This window comes from Falsirhodobacter sp. 20TX0035, assembly GCF_028307215.1.
Classification (GTDB): Bacteria; Pseudomonadota; Alphaproteobacteria; order Rhodobacterales; family Rhodobacteraceae; genus Falsirhodobacter.
This window is the reverse complement of the sequence record NZ_JAQMHV010000003.1, coordinates 241264-255378: the sequence shown is the minus strand read 5'-3', so window position 1 is coordinate 255378 and position 14115 is coordinate 241264. Positions and strand designations below refer to the sequence as shown.

14 protein-coding genes are annotated in these 14115 nt (G+C 67.7%); 8 read left to right on the top strand and 6 right to left on the bottom strand.

Features of this window, described 5'->3' with window-relative positions; translation table 11 throughout:
* Window positions 1-100: 100 nt before the first annotated feature.
* From PIJ50_RS06605 to PIJ50_RS06595, 3 genes are read right to left on the bottom strand one after another with little or no spacing between them, the layout of a single operon-like run.
* Window positions 101-658: an RSP_2648 family PIN domain-containing protein gene (locus tag PIJ50_RS06605; RefSeq protein ID WP_271973798.1), complete on the bottom strand. Its 558-nt coding sequence runs from the start codon at window positions 656-658 to the stop codon at window positions 101-103.
* Complete coding sequence (locus PIJ50_RS06600) at window positions 655-1863, bottom strand: RSP_2647 family RNA methyltransferase (RefSeq protein WP_271973795.1); 1209 nt, start codon at window positions 1861-1863, stop codon at window positions 655-657. Before PIJ50_RS06600 ends, PIJ50_RS06605 begins: the two co-directional genes overlap by 4 nt.
* Before the next feature lie 39 nt (window positions 1864-1902).
* Window positions 1903-2040, bottom strand: a complete 138-nt coding sequence (locus PIJ50_RS06595) for a hypothetical protein (protein WP_271973793.1) — start codon at window positions 2038-2040, stop codon at window positions 1903-1905.
* Window positions 2041-2246: 206 nt separating this feature from the next.
* Between PIJ50_RS06595 and edd the strand changes: the two genes are divergently transcribed.
* Both edd and eda read left to right on the top strand, forming a co-directional pair.
* The gene (gene edd, locus PIJ50_RS06590) at window positions 2247-4052 is read left to right on the top strand and encodes a phosphogluconate dehydratase (protein ID WP_271973791.1); all 1806 of its coding nucleotides are present in this window, start codon (window positions 2247-2249) and stop codon (window positions 4050-4052) included.
* A 7-nt stretch (window positions 4053-4059) separates the two neighbouring features.
* Window positions 4060-4698, top strand: coding sequence for a bifunctional 4-hydroxy-2-oxoglutarate aldolase/2-dehydro-3-deoxy-phosphogluconate aldolase (eda, locus tag PIJ50_RS06585; RefSeq protein ID WP_271973790.1), 639 nt, complete (start codon window positions 4060-4062; stop codon window positions 4696-4698).
* On the opposite strand, the gene PIJ50_RS06580 is transcribed toward eda, so the two are convergent.
* The gene (locus PIJ50_RS06580; RefSeq protein ID WP_271973788.1) at window positions 4661-7372 is read right to left on the bottom strand and encodes a [protein-PII] uridylyltransferase family protein; all 2712 of its coding nucleotides are present in this window, start codon (window positions 7370-7372) and stop codon (window positions 4661-4663) included. The two genes, eda and PIJ50_RS06580, sit on opposite strands and share 38 nt — an antisense overlap.
* A 150-nt stretch (window positions 7373-7522) precedes the next feature.
* On the opposite strand from PIJ50_RS06580, the gene PIJ50_RS06575 reads away from it, so the two are divergent.
* The 4 genes from PIJ50_RS06575 to PIJ50_RS06560 all read left to right on the top strand — a co-directional run bounded on the left by PIJ50_RS06575 (window position 7523) and on the right by PIJ50_RS06560 (window position 10581).
* A complete protein-coding gene (locus PIJ50_RS06575; RefSeq protein ID WP_271973786.1) occupies window positions 7523-7939 on the top strand; it encodes a DUF2852 domain-containing protein in 417 nt (138 codons plus the stop codon).
* A 42-nt stretch (window positions 7940-7981) separates the two neighbouring features.
* A complete protein-coding gene (locus PIJ50_RS06570) occupies window positions 7982-8431 on the top strand; it encodes an RDD family protein (protein ID WP_271973784.1) in 450 nt (149 codons plus the stop codon).
* A gap of 69 nt (window positions 8432-8500) precedes the next feature.
* A complete protein-coding gene (locus tag PIJ50_RS06565) occupies window positions 8501-9310 on the top strand; it encodes an arginyltransferase (RefSeq protein ID WP_271973783.1) in 810 nt (269 codons plus the stop codon).
* Between the two features lie 188 nt (window positions 9311-9498).
* Window positions 9499-10581, top strand: a complete 1083-nt coding sequence (locus PIJ50_RS06560; protein ID WP_271973782.1) for a DUF475 domain-containing protein — start codon at window positions 9499-9501, stop codon at window positions 10579-10581.
* 48 nt (window positions 10582-10629) lie between these two features.
* On the opposite strand, the gene PIJ50_RS06555 is transcribed toward PIJ50_RS06560, so the two are convergent.
* Both PIJ50_RS06555 and PIJ50_RS06550 read right to left on the bottom strand, forming a co-directional pair.
* The gene (locus tag PIJ50_RS06555; RefSeq protein ID WP_271973780.1) at window positions 10630-11184 is read right to left on the bottom strand and encodes a peptidylprolyl isomerase; all 555 of its coding nucleotides are present in this window, start codon (window positions 11182-11184) and stop codon (window positions 10630-10632) included.
* Window positions 11177-11683: a peptidylprolyl isomerase gene (locus PIJ50_RS06550; RefSeq protein ID WP_271973778.1), complete on the bottom strand. Its 507-nt coding sequence runs from the start codon at window positions 11681-11683 to the stop codon at window positions 11177-11179. The genes PIJ50_RS06555 and PIJ50_RS06550 overlap by 8 nt, the downstream gene beginning before the upstream one ends.
* Before the next feature lie 115 nt (window positions 11684-11798).
* On the opposite strand from PIJ50_RS06550, the gene PIJ50_RS06545 reads away from it, so the two are divergent.
* Together PIJ50_RS06545 and PIJ50_RS06540 are read left to right on the top strand one after the other, a co-directional pair.
* Window positions 11799-12986: a phosphoglycerate kinase gene (locus PIJ50_RS06545; RefSeq protein WP_271973776.1), complete on the top strand. Its 1188-nt coding sequence runs from the start codon at window positions 11799-11801 to the stop codon at window positions 12984-12986.
* A gap of 118 nt (window positions 12987-13104) precedes the next feature.
* Complete coding sequence (locus PIJ50_RS06540) at window positions 13105-14034, top strand: class I fructose-bisphosphate aldolase (RefSeq protein ID WP_271973774.1); 930 nt, start codon at window positions 13105-13107, stop codon at window positions 14032-14034.
* Window positions 14035-14115 lie beyond the last annotated feature (81 nt).

Sequence of the window (14115 nt, the reverse complement as noted above, 5' to 3'; positions counted from 1 at the left end):
GAGACACCATGGCCGAATAGGCGGGGCGGCGCTAAAGCTGGGGGGGGGGCGGTTAGGGTTTAATAAACGACGCGGAGGGGCGCCAGCGCCTGGCCGAGGTTCAGGCGCTGGCGCCGCCCTTCTGACCTTCCAGCGCCTTGGCGAGCCGTGGCAGGCCGGCGCGCTTCAGCAGCGCCTTGCGGGATACCGGGGCGCCCGACATCGCCTCGGCCCGCCCGTGCACCTGCGCCACCGCGTCGGCCACGGGGCCCGGATGGTGCGACCATATTTCCCACAGAAGGCCGTCCGGATCGCGCCGCTCCACCCCCTCGGCCCGCAGGACGTGCTGGGGAAAGTCGCTCGCGTTCACGGTGATGATGATGTCGGCGCTGCCGGCGATGGCCGTGGCCAGCACGTGGATGTCGTCGGGATCGGGCAGATGCAGCCGCGCCTCCAGCCCCGGACGGGGGGCGACCATGGCGCCTCCGAACTGCGCGTTCATGGCGGCGGCCGCCTGGCGCACCGCGTCCTCCTGCCCGTGGCGGCGGGCGGCCCGGGCCCATTCCTCAAGAATACGCTCGGACCACAGGGGCTGATAGACGCCCCGCGCCGCCACGCTCAGCAGCACGTCGCGCAGGACCGGCGGAAAGATGACGCAGGTGTCGAGGACCGCCCTCATCCATCCAGCCGGAAGAACAGCGCCTTGAGGTAGCCGCTTTCCGCCAGCTGCGGCAGCATGGGATGGTCCGGCCCGGCAAAGCCGGTGTGGATCAGCTGCCCGCGCCGCCCCCCACGCCCGATGCCGCGCGCGCTGGCATTGCGGAAGTTGGACAGGTCGGCCGCGTGAGAGCAGGAGCAGAGCACCAGATACCCGCCCGGCGCCACCAACGGCGCAGCAAGACGTGCGATCCGCTCATACGCGCGCAACCCCGCCTCCAGCGCGGGCTTGGACGGGGCAAAGGCGGGCGGATCGCAGATCACCAGATCGAACTGCGCGCCTTCCTGGCCCAAAGCCTCCAGCACGTCGAAGGCGTCGCCCTGACGGGTCGTGAACCGATCCGCCACGCCGCCTGCCCTGGCCCCTTCGGTCGCCAGCGCCAGCGCGGGGGCAGAGGCGTCGACGGCCAGCGCCGAAGACGCGCCACCCGCAAGTGCGGCCAAGGCGAACCCGCCCACATGGGTGAAGACGTCCAGCACCGACGCGTCCCGCGCCAAGGACGCGGCGAAGGCATGGTTCGGACGCTGGTCGAAGAACAGGCCCGTCTTCTGACCGCCCACCAGATCGGCCATGTAGGTCGCGCCGTTCATGGGCACCGGGATCGGCGCGTCGATCGCGCCGCGCAGCGTCACCAGTTCCTCGGCCAGCCCTTCCAGCCCGCGCGACCGCCCGGACCCGTTCTTCACGATCCGAGTCACTTCGGTCACATCGGCCAGCGCCTCGGCCAGCGCGTCGATATGCGCCTCGGCCCAGGCCGCGTTGGGCTGGATCACGGCGGCGTCGCCGAAGCGGTCGATGATGATGCCGGGAAGGCCGTCAGCCTCGGCATGGACAAGGCGATAGAAGGGTTCGGCGAACAGCCGTTCGCGCAGCGACAGCGCACGGCGCAGGCGGACCCGGAACCAGTCCGCATCAATCACGGCATCCGGATCGCGGTCCAGCATCCGCGCGATGATGCGCGAGGCGGTGTTGACGGTGACGAGGCCCAGCGGACGACGCTCCCCGTCCTCCAGAACGGCCAGCGCCCCGGCGGGCAGCGCCTGCGTGCGGCGGTCGGTCACCAGCTCGTCGGCATAGACCCACGGGAAGCCGTGACGGATGGCGCGGGCCTCCGCCTTGGGGCGAAGACGGACGGTCGGGCGGGTGGGAAGATCGGACTGGGTCATGCCCGCGATCTACCCTGTTCCCGCCCGTGACGGAAGGCCTCAGGCGGTTTTCGCATCGCCTTTTGCGGCGAAGACTTCACGGATCACCGCGAAGAAGCGGTCGCCCTGGGTGCGCAGGAAGGCCACGCGGTCGCGCTCGGCCTGGCGGAGGATCTCTTGGTGCTGTTGCGAGGTCATGGGAACCTCTCCTTGTCATGTGGCGTCTTCCGATCATGTAGCCGAGGGGCCGCGCGTTTGCATGGCACGATTGGGCAGTCCCGCCATGCGCATCGCGCAACCCTTCTTCGCGGAAGGTCTTTCTTTTGGGCGAAGTTACCGCTACCACCTTGGACAACCCCGGCGGATGTCCCATGTTAGCCGGACAAGCCAGAGGTGGTTGACCCATGACCCTGAACAGCACCCTAGCCCGCGTGACCGACCGCATCCGCGAGCGTTCCGCGAAGACGCGCGCCGATTATCTGGCGCGCATGGCCGCCGCCGCCAGCGAAAGCCCGCACCGCGCCCACCTGACCTGTGGCAACCAGGCCCACGCCTATGCCGCGATGGAGGATGACAAGCCCGCGCTGGTCGAAGGCCGCGCACCGAACATCGGCATCGTGACGGCCTACAACGACATGCTGTCGGCCCACCGCGTCTATGAGCACTACCCCGAGCACATCCGCGAGGCCGCGCGCCGCGTCGGCGCCACGGCGCAGGTGGCCGGCGGCGTGCCCGCCATGTGCGACGGCGTGACCCAAGGCCAGACGGGGATGGAGCTTTCGCTTTTCTCTCGCGATGTCATCGCGTTGGCGGCCGGTGTTGCCATGTCGCACAACGTGTTCGATTCGTCCCTGTATCTGGGGATCTGCGACAAGATCGTGCCCGGCCTCGTGATCGCGGCCTCCACCTTCGGCTACATCCCGGCGGTCTTCGTGCCGGGCGGTCCCATGACCTCCGGCCTGCCCAACGACGAGAAGTCGAAGGTCCGCAACCGCTTCGCCGCCGGAGAGATTGGCCGGAACGAGCTGATGGCGGCCGAGATGGCCTCCTACCACGGCCCCGGCACCTGCACCTTCTACGGCACCGCGAACTCCAACCAGATGCTGATGGAGTTCATGGGCCTGCACCTGCCGGGCGCCAGCTTCGTGAACCCCTACACCCCGCTGCGCGAGGCGCTGACCACGGCCGCCGTTGAACGCGCCGCCGCCATCACCGCGCTGGGCAACGCCTATGGCCCGGTGTCGGAGATCCTGGACGAACGCGCCTATGTGAACGGCATCGTCGGCCTGATGGCGACGGGCGGGTCCACCAACCTCGTCCTGCACATGCCGGCCATGGCGCGCGCCTCGGGCGTGCTTCTGGACCTTGAGGATTTTGAGGATATCTCCTCGGCCGTGCCGCTGATGGCGAAGGTTTATCCGAACGGTCTGGCGGACGTGAACCACTTCCACGCGGCCGGCGGCCTCGGCTACATGATCGGGCAGCTTCTGGACGCGGGCCTTCTGCATGAGGATGTGAAGACCGTCATGGGCGACGGCCTGCAGCCCTACCGTCACGAACCGAAGCTGGTCGATGGCGAACTGAGATGGGTCGACGGCCCGGTAGACAGCAGCAACGACAAGATCCTCCGCCCCGCCTCCGACCCGTTCCAGAAAACGGGCGGGCTGAAGCAGCTGGCCGGTAATGTGGGCCGAGGCGTCATGAAGATCTCTGCCGTGGCGCCCGAGCGTCACGTGATCGAAGCCAAGGTCCGCGTCTTCCGCGAGCAGGAGGAGGTGAAGGCCGCCTTCCGCGCCGGAGAGTTCACGGAAGACACGATCGTGGTCGTCCGCTTCCAGGGCCCGCGCGCCAACGGCATGCCCGAGTTGCATTCGCTGACGCCCGTGCTGTCGGTGCTGCAGGATCGGGGGCTGAAGGTGGCGCTGGTGACGGATGGCCGCATGTCCGGCGCGTCCGGCAAGGTGCCCGCCGCGATCCACGTTTCGCCCGAAGCGGCGCAGGGCGGCCCGCTGGCCCGCGTGCGCGACGGCGACCGGATGCGCGTCGACGCGGTGTCTGGCCGGATCGACATCCTGGAACCGGACTTCGAGACGCGGGAGCCGGTGGTGGCCGATCTGACCGCCAACCGCTTCGGCATCGGGCGCGAACTGTTCGAAACCTTCCGCCAAAATGTGGGCAACGCCACCGAAGGCGCGGCCGTCGTCGTATGAGGATCTCATGACCCCAGCTGAACAAAGCGCCCGCTCTGCCGAAATCTGCCGCCGCGCGGCCGTGATCCCGGTTCTGGTGATCGACGACGTGGCGCACGCCGCGCCGCTGGCCCGCGCGCTGGTCGCGGGCGGCCTTCCGGCGCTGGAGGTGACGCTGCGCACCCCCGCGGCGCTGGACGTCATCCGCGCCATGGCCGAGGTGGAGGGCGGCATCGTCGGCGCCGGCACCCTGCTGACGCCCGCCGACGTGAAGGCCGCCAAGGCCGCGGGCGCCACCTTCGGCGTGTCGCCCGGCGCCACTGACCGCATCATCGCGGCGTGCGAGGAGGAAGGCCTGGCCCTTCTGCCCGGCGCCGCCACCGCGACCGAGGTGCTGACCCTGCTGGAACGCGGCTACACCGTGCAGAAGTTCTTCCCGGCCGAAAGCTCCGGCGGCGCGCCGGCGGTGAAGGCGATCGGCGCCCCCATCCCGCAGGTGTCCTTCTGCCCTACGGGGGGCGTGTCTTTGAAGAATGCCAAGGATTACCTTGGCTTGTCGAACGTTCTTTGCGTGGGCGGCAGCTGGGTCGCTCCCAAGGACCGCATGCTGGCGGGCGACTGGGACGGCATCACGGCGCTGGCGCGCGAAGCGGCGGCCCTGCGTTGAGCCATCGGTCGAACGCCGCGCCCACCTCGGCGGCGCGGTGTTCGATCTCCTCCGTCAGCGCGTCCACGTCGCCCATCTCGCGCTGCAGGAACGTCCGCCCGCCTTCGCCCAGAACATCGGGATGCAGCGGATCCGGCGACAGCAGGCGCGAGGCCGCCTGAAGACGCCAGAACAGGCTGTCGGCCGCCTCCAGTTCCGGCCCCCCGGCCTCCAGCTGTGCGCGCAGGCTGCGTTCGGCGCCACCGCGCGTCAGTGTCAGAAACTCCCCCATCAGCTCCAGGTCCATCAGGCGGCCGGTGCCGTTCCGCGCGTCCCAAGGGGAACGCAAGGGTTTGGCCGTCGCCAGACGGCGCCGCATGTCCGCCACATCCGCCGCGACGCGGGGATCCCGGCCTCGGACGCGCAGCACCTCCCGGCGCAGCGCCTCCACATCGGCCATCAGATCCGGCGGCCCCGCCAGAGGGTCGGCACGTGTCAGGGCCAGATGCTCCCACGTCCAGGCGGCGTCCATCTGATAGGTGCGGAACGCCCCGATGGACGTCGCAAGCGGCCCTTGCCGCCCCGACGGCCGCAGCCGCATGTCGGCCGCATAGAGCGCACCCTCGGCGGTGCGCGCGGTCAGCGCCGTCAGAAGCGCCTGCGTCAGACGCGAGTAATAAGCCTGCGCGGACAATGGTTTGAGGCCCGAACTTTCCGCATCGCTTCCATTGTCATAGATGACGATCAGGTCGATGTCCGACCGCGCGTGCATCCGCCCGGCGCCAAGGCTGCCCATGCCCAGCACCACCGCGCCGCGGCCGGGCTGCGGGCCGTGGCGGCGGGCGAACTCCTCCACCACCGCTGGCCACAACGCCCCAATTACCGCCCGTGCCAGATCCGCATATTCGCGGCCCACCTGCTCGGCCGTGGCCAGCCCGCGCAGGTGGTGCACGCCGATGCGGAAGTGCCGCTCCTTCATCCAGCGGCGCGCGGTGTCCAGCTTGCCTTCGTAATCGGCCGCGCGGTCCAGTTGACGCGCCAGATCGGCCTGAAGCGCGGGCACGCTCGGCCAAGCCTCAAAGAAGTGCCCGCCGATCACCGCGTCCAGCACGCCCGAATGCTGCGACAGATACCGCGCCAGATCCGGCGCGACCGAGGCGATGTTGACGATCAGATCCACCAGCTGCGGGTTCGCCTCGAACAGCGAGAAGATCTGCACCCCCGCCGGCAGCCCGCGCAGGAAGCCGTCCAGCGACAGCAGCGCCTCGTCCGGGTCGCGCGCCTTTTGCAGTTCCGCCAGAAGCTGCGGCCGCAGCCGTCGGAAGATCGTCCGCGCGCGCGACGATCGCAACGCGGGATACCCCTGCCACCGCGCCACGATCTCGCGCGTGCGGGGGTCGAGGTCCGGCTCCTCGGGCGCGTCGGTGGGGGTGAAGAAGGCCTCCGTCCGCTCGGCCGTGCGGGTCAGGCGGTCCAGCATCGTGTCGCGGAAGGCGTCCGGTTCCTGCCCCGCCAGCCGGGCCACGCGGGCGAAGGCGTCCGGTTCGGCCGGAATGCGGTGGGTCTGCTGGTCCGCGACCATCTGCAATCGATGCTCCATCTCCCGATGCGCGCGGTACAGATCCGTCAGTTCCACGGCGGTCGGCGACCCGATCCAGCCCGCCTCGGCCAAAGCCGCCAGCCCGCCCACGGTGGTGCGGGACCGCAGCGACGGATCGCGCCCGCCCGCGATCAGCTGGCGGGTCTGGGTGAAGAACTCGATGTCGCGGATGCCGCCCTGGCCCAGTTTCAGATCGTGGCCTTCCACCTTCAGGGGGCCATGCAGGCCGCGGTGGTCGCGGATGCGGGTGCGCATGTCATGCGTGTCCTCGATCGTCGCGAAATCCAGATGCTTGCGCCAGACGAAGGGCCTCAGCGTGGTCAGGAACCGCTCCCCCGCCTCCAGATCGCCACCGCAGGGGCGCGCCTTGATGAAGGCCGCCCGCTCCCACGTCCGCCCCTCGCTTTCGTAATAGCTTTCGGCCGCGCCCATCGACAGGCAGACCGGCGTCACGGCCGCGTCGGGGCGCAGGCGCAGGTCGGTGCGGAACACGTAGCCGTCCGTCACGTCCGACAGGATCGCCGTCATGCGCCGCGTCACGCGGATGAAAGCACTCCGCGCCTCCTGCCAGTCGTCGTGCCGGGTTTCGTCGAACAGACAGATCAGGTCGATGTCCGAGGAATAGTTCAACTCGCGCGCGCCGGTCTTGCCCATCGCCAGCACGACCATCCCGCCCCCCGCATCGGCCGAGGGCAGCTTGCCGCGCCGCACTTCCGCCTCCACCAGCCGCCGGACGCACAGGTCCACCGCCCGGTCGGCCAGATCGCTCAGCGCGCCCGTCACCCGCTCCAAATCCCATGTGCCACCCAGATCGGCCAGCGCGGTCAGCAGGGCCACCCGCCGCTTCATCTCGCGCAGCGTGGCGGGCAAGGCGGTCAGGTCGGCGTCCCGCGCCAGTTCGGCGGCAAGGGCGGCGTCCGCATCGGGCAGCGCGCCGCGCAGCCAGTCCCCTTCGCGGCGCAGCAGGTCCTTCAGATAAGGGCTCGCGCTGGCCGCGCGGGCCAGAAGCTCCCGCTCGGCCTGATCGGTGAAGCGGTCGCGGATCTCGGCCGCGACGGCGGGGTCGTGTTCCAGCGGAAGGCGTTTGATGTCCATCCGGGCAGTATCGGCGCCTTGAACCTGTCCGGCAAGGCGGGACGGGTATGTAAATATCTTTAACATACCCTCTTGATGATGGGGCGCGTCCTCCCGATATCCCATCATGTGAAACCCGTTCACATCACCGCCCCAACCGGAGACGCTCGCATGAACCTATCTTCGACGGTCGCCCCCGGCGGCCTGCTCACTTGGCCCCGCAGGGCCGAGGAGTGGCTGGACGCCCGTGGCCGCGCGGCTTGGATCGCCGCCACCATCCTCGGCTTCATCCTTGTCTGGCCTGTCGGCCTTGCCCTTCTTGCCTACATGATCTGGAGAAAACGCATGTTCACCCGCAACGGTTCGTGCGGCCGCCGCGCCGCCAACATCTTCAACGCCGCCAAGCCCAGCGGAAACGCCGCCTTCGACGCCTACAAGCAGGACACGCTGAAGCGTCTTGAAGACGAGCAGATGGCCTTCGAAGGCTTCCTGAAGCGCCTGCGCGAAGCCAAGGACAAGCAGGAGTTCGACGCCTTCATGTCCGAACGCGCCCGCACCCGCGACATCACGCCCGCGGAAACCAACTGACACCGGCGGCCTTCGGGCCGCCCCTTCCCCCCCGGAGGACCGATGACCGACGCGACCCTGATGGACGCCCTGCCCGACCCCGACCGCCATGCCGAGCTTTATGACGGCGTCACGGCGCGGCGCGGGCTGGCTTGGCTGGCCGACATCACCCTGATCTTTCTGGTTACGCTGGTGATCGTGCCGCTGACCGCCTTCACGGCCCTGTTCTTCTACCCGCTGCTGTTCATCGCTGTGGGCTTCGCCTATCGCTGGTGGACCTTGGCTCGCGGATCGGCCACCTGGGGCATGCGCCTGTTCGGGATCGAGTTCCTGAACCGGCACGGCCAGCGGCTGAACGGAACCGAGGCGCTTTTGCATGTCACCGGTTACATGCTGTCGATGGGCACGATGCTGGTGCAGCTTCTGTCGATCGGGCTGATGCTGACCACGCGCCGCCGTCAGGGCCTGACCGATCTGGCACTGGGGACCGTGGCCATCAATCGTGCGTCATAATAGCGCGGTTTCCCTTGGCGAATGACCGTGAAACCGTTACGTTACGGTCATTCGTTCTTCCGGGACATCATGCGTCACACCCTTCCCATCGCTCCGCAATTCTACGTCACGGCGCCGCAGCCCTGCCCGTATCTGGACGGGCGGATGGAGCGTAAGCTCTTCACCGCTTTGCAGGGCGATCACGCGCAGCGGCTGAACGACGGGCTGTCGAAGCAGGGGTTCCGCCGGTCGCAGAACGTCCTTTATCGCCCCTCCTGCGCCGATTGCAGCGCCTGCCTGTCCGCCCGCATCCGTGTGGCCGACTTCCAGCCGAACCGGACGCAGCGCCGGGTGCTGAAGCGCAACGCCTATCTCCGGCGCAACCCGACCGCCCCTTGGGCGACCGAGGATCAATACGCCCTGTTCCGCCGCTATCTGGACGCCCGCCACGCCGATGGCGGCATGGCCGACATGGATATTTTCGAGTTCGCGGCCATGATCGAGGAGACTCCGATCCGCAGCCGCGTGGTCGAATATGGCGGGGATGACGGGCTGGCCGCGGTCTGCCTGACGGACCTGTTCGACGACGGCCTGTCCATGGTCTATTCCTTCTACGATCCCGACCTCGTGGACAACAGCCTCGGCTCGTTCCTGATCCTTGATCACGTGAACATCGCGCGCGAGGCAGGGTTGCCTTACGTCTATCTCGGCTACTGGGTGCCGGGCAGCCGCAAGATGGGCTACAAGGCCAATTACAACGCGCTGGAGATCTACAAGAACGGTGTGTGGCAGGACATCGGTGCGCCCGCTGATCACGACTCCGCCCGCAATCCTGCGCTGGTCGAACCCATTTCCGAACAGGTCGCTCGCATCGCCCTGCCCGAGGCGCGCCGCGTCTGACCTTGCCGAATGCGCCCGGCCACGTTACATCGGTCACAGGCCCGTGACGGGCCGTTGGTGACCGGGCCCCTCTGGCGTCAGTATGCGGCAACGACGTGATGTCGGCACCAACAAATGCGTTCCTGCCGCATGGACGTAATTGAAATGACCCAATCGCTGTTCTTTGCAGCCCCGACCGGGGGGCGTGCATGACCACGAATCCCGTTCAGAAATCCACCCTGTCCTACCTCACCTGGGCCTTTGTCGCGACCGTCATCGGTCTGGCACTTGGCGGCTGGCTGGGCTGGGAAAGCACCGGCACCCTTCAGGGCACCGCCTCCATCTTCTTCATCTGCGCGGTTCTGGCTGTGCTGGAGATTTCCCTTTCCTTTGACAACGCCATCGTCAACGCCAACAAGCTGAAGACGATGGATCCGGTCTGGCAGCGCCGCTTCCTGACCTGGGGCATCCTGATCGCCGTCTTCGGCATGCGGATCGTCTTCCCTCTGCTGATCGTTGTGATCGCGGCGCAGGTCGGCCCCTGGGCCGCCATCGTCATGGCCGCGGCCGAGCCGGAGCAGTACGCCGCCATCATGCACGACGCCCACATGCCCATCGCGGCGTTCGGCGGCACCTTCCTGATGATGGTCGCGCTCAGCTTCTTCTTCGACCATGAAAAGGACGTCCACTGGGTTCCGGGCTTCGAGACCTGGGCGCAGCGCTACTCCTCCATCAAGGGGATGGAGATCGCGTTCGTCCTCCTCGTCTCGCTCGGCGTCTCGCGCCTCGTGCCCGAGGGGCCGGAGCGGTCGACCTTCATCATCTGCTGCGTCTACGGTCTCGTGACCTTCCTCGTGGTGGAGGTGCTGGGCGCCTTCCTCGACAAGTCGCAGGAAACGGCCAGTGCGGCGGCCCGCGGCGGCCTTGGCGCCTTCCTGTATCTGGAGGTGCTGGACGCCTCCTTCTCGTTCGACGGGGTGATCGGGGCCTTTGCGCTGACGCAGAACCTGTTCATCATCGCCATCGGTCTGGGCATCGGCGCGATGTATGTGCGGTCCATGACGATCATGCTGGTCGAACGCGGGACGCTGGCGCAGTACCGTTATCTGGAACACGGCGCGTTCTACGCCATCCTGATCCTGTCGGTGATCATGTACGTCCAGGCCATCCCCGGCGTGCACATCCCCGAGGTGATCACGGGTCTGGGCGGCGCCTGCCTGATCGGCATCGCGCTCTGGTCCTCCATCCGGTGGAACCGGGCCAACCCAGGAATGCCGGCCCCCGCGCACTGATCGCGACACCCTGAAAACGAAAAGGCCCGCATCGCGCGGGCCTTTTCCTTATTCCTGAACCGTCACGTGGACCATACGGTCCGGGGTGCGCGGCGGCTCCCCCTTCGTGATGGCGTCCACCACGTCCATGCCTTTGATGACATGCCCGATGACCGTGTACTGGCCATTCAGGAAATCGCCCGGCGCGAACATGATGAAGAACTGGCTGTTGGCCGAGTTCGGGTCCTGCGTCCGCGCCATACCGACCGCGCCGCGCGTGAACGGCACGTCCGAGAATTCGGCCGGAAGGTCCGGAAGCGCCGACCCGCCGGTGCCGGCGCGGCCCGCGCCTTCGCCCTTGCCGAACTGCACGTCGCCCGTCTGCGCCATGAAGCCGTCGATCACGCGGTGGAACACGACGTTGTCGTATTCGCCGGATTTCGCCAGTGCCACGACTTGCGCCACGTTCTTCGGCGCCACATCGGGCAGCAGGTCGATCACGACCTGCCCGTTCGCGCCCTGACCGCCCACGTCGATGACCAGGTTCGGGCCCGGTCCGTCTTCCTGCGCCAGCGCCGCACCGGCGACCAGCGAGAGCCCCCCCGCCAGAACGATCTTACGCATCGGCGGCCACGCGGACGCGGATCATGCGGTCGGGGTTCTGCGGCGGTTCGCCGCGGACGATCTTGTCCACGAACTCCATCCCCGACACGACCTGGCCGTACACGGTGTACTGGCCGTTCAGGAAGTTGTTGTCGCCGAAGTTGATGAAGAACTGGCTGTTGGCCGAGTTCGGGTTCGCCGAGCGGGCCGCGCCCAGGGATCCGCGCGCGTGCGGCACCTTGGAGAATTCGGCCGGCAGGTCCGGCATGTCCGAACCGCCCGTGCCCGCGCGGCGCAGGTCGAAGTCCTGTTCGGCGTTGCCGTTGGCCACGTCGCCCGTCTGGGCCATGAATCCTTCGATCACGCGGTGGAACACCACGTTGTCGTACGCGCCGGCCCGGGCCAGCGCCTTCATCCGCTCCACATGCTTGGGCGCCACGTCGGGCAGAAGCTGGATGATCACGTCGCCGTCCTTCAGCGTCATGATGATCGTGTTTTCGGGATCCTTGATCTCGGCCATCGGCCTCTCCTTTGTGGTTCGGGGCAAACCTAATGTGCGAAGGGGCCGGTGAAAAGGCACCGTTGACGTATCCCGTGCCCGGTGCAACTTGTTGCCGAACCATAAGGAGCTTCGCATGGCCTGGAAAACGCTGGACGACGTCGACCTGCAGGACAAGACGGTCCTGGTGCGCGTGGACATCAACGTGCCGATGGACAACGGCACCGTGACCGACGCCACCCGGATCGAAAAGATCGTGCCCACGGTGCGCGACATCGTGCAGGCGGGCGGCAAGCCGGTGCTTCTGGCCCATTTCGGCCGCCCGAAGGGCAAGGTGGTGGAGGAGATGAGCCTGAAGCCGCTGGTCCCCGCACTGGAAAAGGCGCTGGGCCTGCGCGTCGTCTTCGGCAAGGACAGCGTGGGCGAATACGCCCGCGCCGCCATCGCCGAGGCGGGCGAGGGCGAGGTCGTCCTTCTGGAGAACACCCGCTTCCACGCCGGTGAGGAGCAGAACGACACGGAACTCGCCCGCAACTTTGCCGCCCTTGGCGATCTTTACGTGAACGACGCCTTCTCGGCCGCGCACCGGGCGCATGCATCGACCGAAGGCGTGGCGCATCTTCTGCCCTCCGTCGCAGGGCGGCTGATGGAGGCGGAGTTGAAGGCGCTGGAGGCCGCCCTTGGCGCGCCCACGCGGCCCGTCGTCGCGGTCGTGGGCGGCGCCAAGGTGTCGACGAAGCTGGACCTGCTGGGCAACCTCGTGGAAAAGGTCGATCATCTGGTGATCGGCGGCGGGATGGCGAACACCTTCCTCGTGGCGCAGGGGATCGAGGTCGGCAAGAGCCTGGCCGAGCGCGACATGGCCGACACCGCGCGTGAGATCCTGGCGAAGGCGCAGAAGGCCGGCTGCCAGGTGATCCTACCGATCGACGTCGTCGTCGCGCGCGAATTCAAGGCGGGTGCGGCGTCCGAAACCGTCACGGCCGAAGCCTGCCCCGCCGACGCGATGATCCTGGACGCCGGCCCCGAAAGCGTCGCCCACATCGCGATGGTGTTCGCGCAGGCCAAGACGCTGATCTGGAACGGCCCCCTTGGGGCGTTCGAGATCGAGCCCTTCAACGCTGCCACCAACGCCGCGGCCGCTAAGGCGGCGGAGCTGACGGAGGCCGGACAGCTGATCTCCGTCGCGGGCGGCGGCGACACCGTGGCCGCCCTGAACGCAGCCGGTGCCGCAGACCGGTTCACCTACATCTCCACCGCCGGGGGCGCGTTCCTTGAATGGATGGAAGGCAAGACCCTGCCCGGCGTCGCCGCGCTGGGCTGATCGCTTAGGGGGTTTCGCAAAAAGATCATCCTTTGTCGGTATGTTAGCGCGACCAAGATTGCGAAGCCCCGCACCGCCCCATACACCTTTCCAAGCGGATTTTTTCAAGGAGTCGACGATGCGTGCATCCACAACCGTCCAGCGTATTCTTGCCAATTACGAGGGCGAGAACGCCGGCGTGAAAGGCAACCTGTGCCGCATGCTGATGGAAGGCCAGCTGGGTGGCACCGGCAAGATGATCATCCTGCCGGTCGACCAGGGCTTCGAGCACGGGCCCGCCCGCAGCTTCGCGCCGAACGCGGACGGCTATGATCCGCACTATCACTACCAGCTGGCGATCGACGCTGGCCTTTCGGCCTATGCAGCACCCCTGGGCCCGCTGGAAGCCGGGGCCGACACCTTCGCGGGTCAGATCCCGACGATCCTGAAGGTGAACTCCGCCAACTCGCTGATGTCGGACACGGCCGGCAAGAACCAAGCGATCACCGCCTCGGTCGACGACGCGTCGCGTCTGGGCTGCGCCGCCATCGGCTTCACGATCTATCCGGGTTCGGACATGGCTTTGGACATGTTCGAGGAGATCGTCGAGATGCGCAAGGAAGCGGCCGCCCGCGGCATCGCGACCGTGATCTGGTCCTATCCGCGCGGTGAAGCCGTGACCAAGGAAGGCGAAACCGCCATCGACGTCGCCGCCTATGCCGCGCATGTCGCGGCCCTGCTGGGCGCGCACATCATCAAGATCAAGCTGTCCACCGACCACATCATGCAGCCGGAGGCCAAGAAGGTCTACGACGCGCAGAAGATCGACGTGTCGGACATGGCCGCACGGGTGAAGCACTGCGTGCAGGCCTCCTTCGCCGGTCGCCGGATCATCGTCTTCTCGGGCGGTGCCGCGAAGGGCGAGGATGCGGTCTACGAGGACGCGCGCGCGATCCTTGCGGGCGGCGGCAACGGCTCCATCATCGGCCGCAACTCGTTCCAGCGTTCGCGCGAGGATGCGCTGGCGATGCTGAACAAGCTGGTCGCCATCTACAAGGGCGAAGCCTGATCCCTTCCTGCCCCGGTGCGCCGGGGCAGCACGACACTGACGTTTCCCGGCCTGCCCGGGAAACCCTTTGCCTGCCGCCCC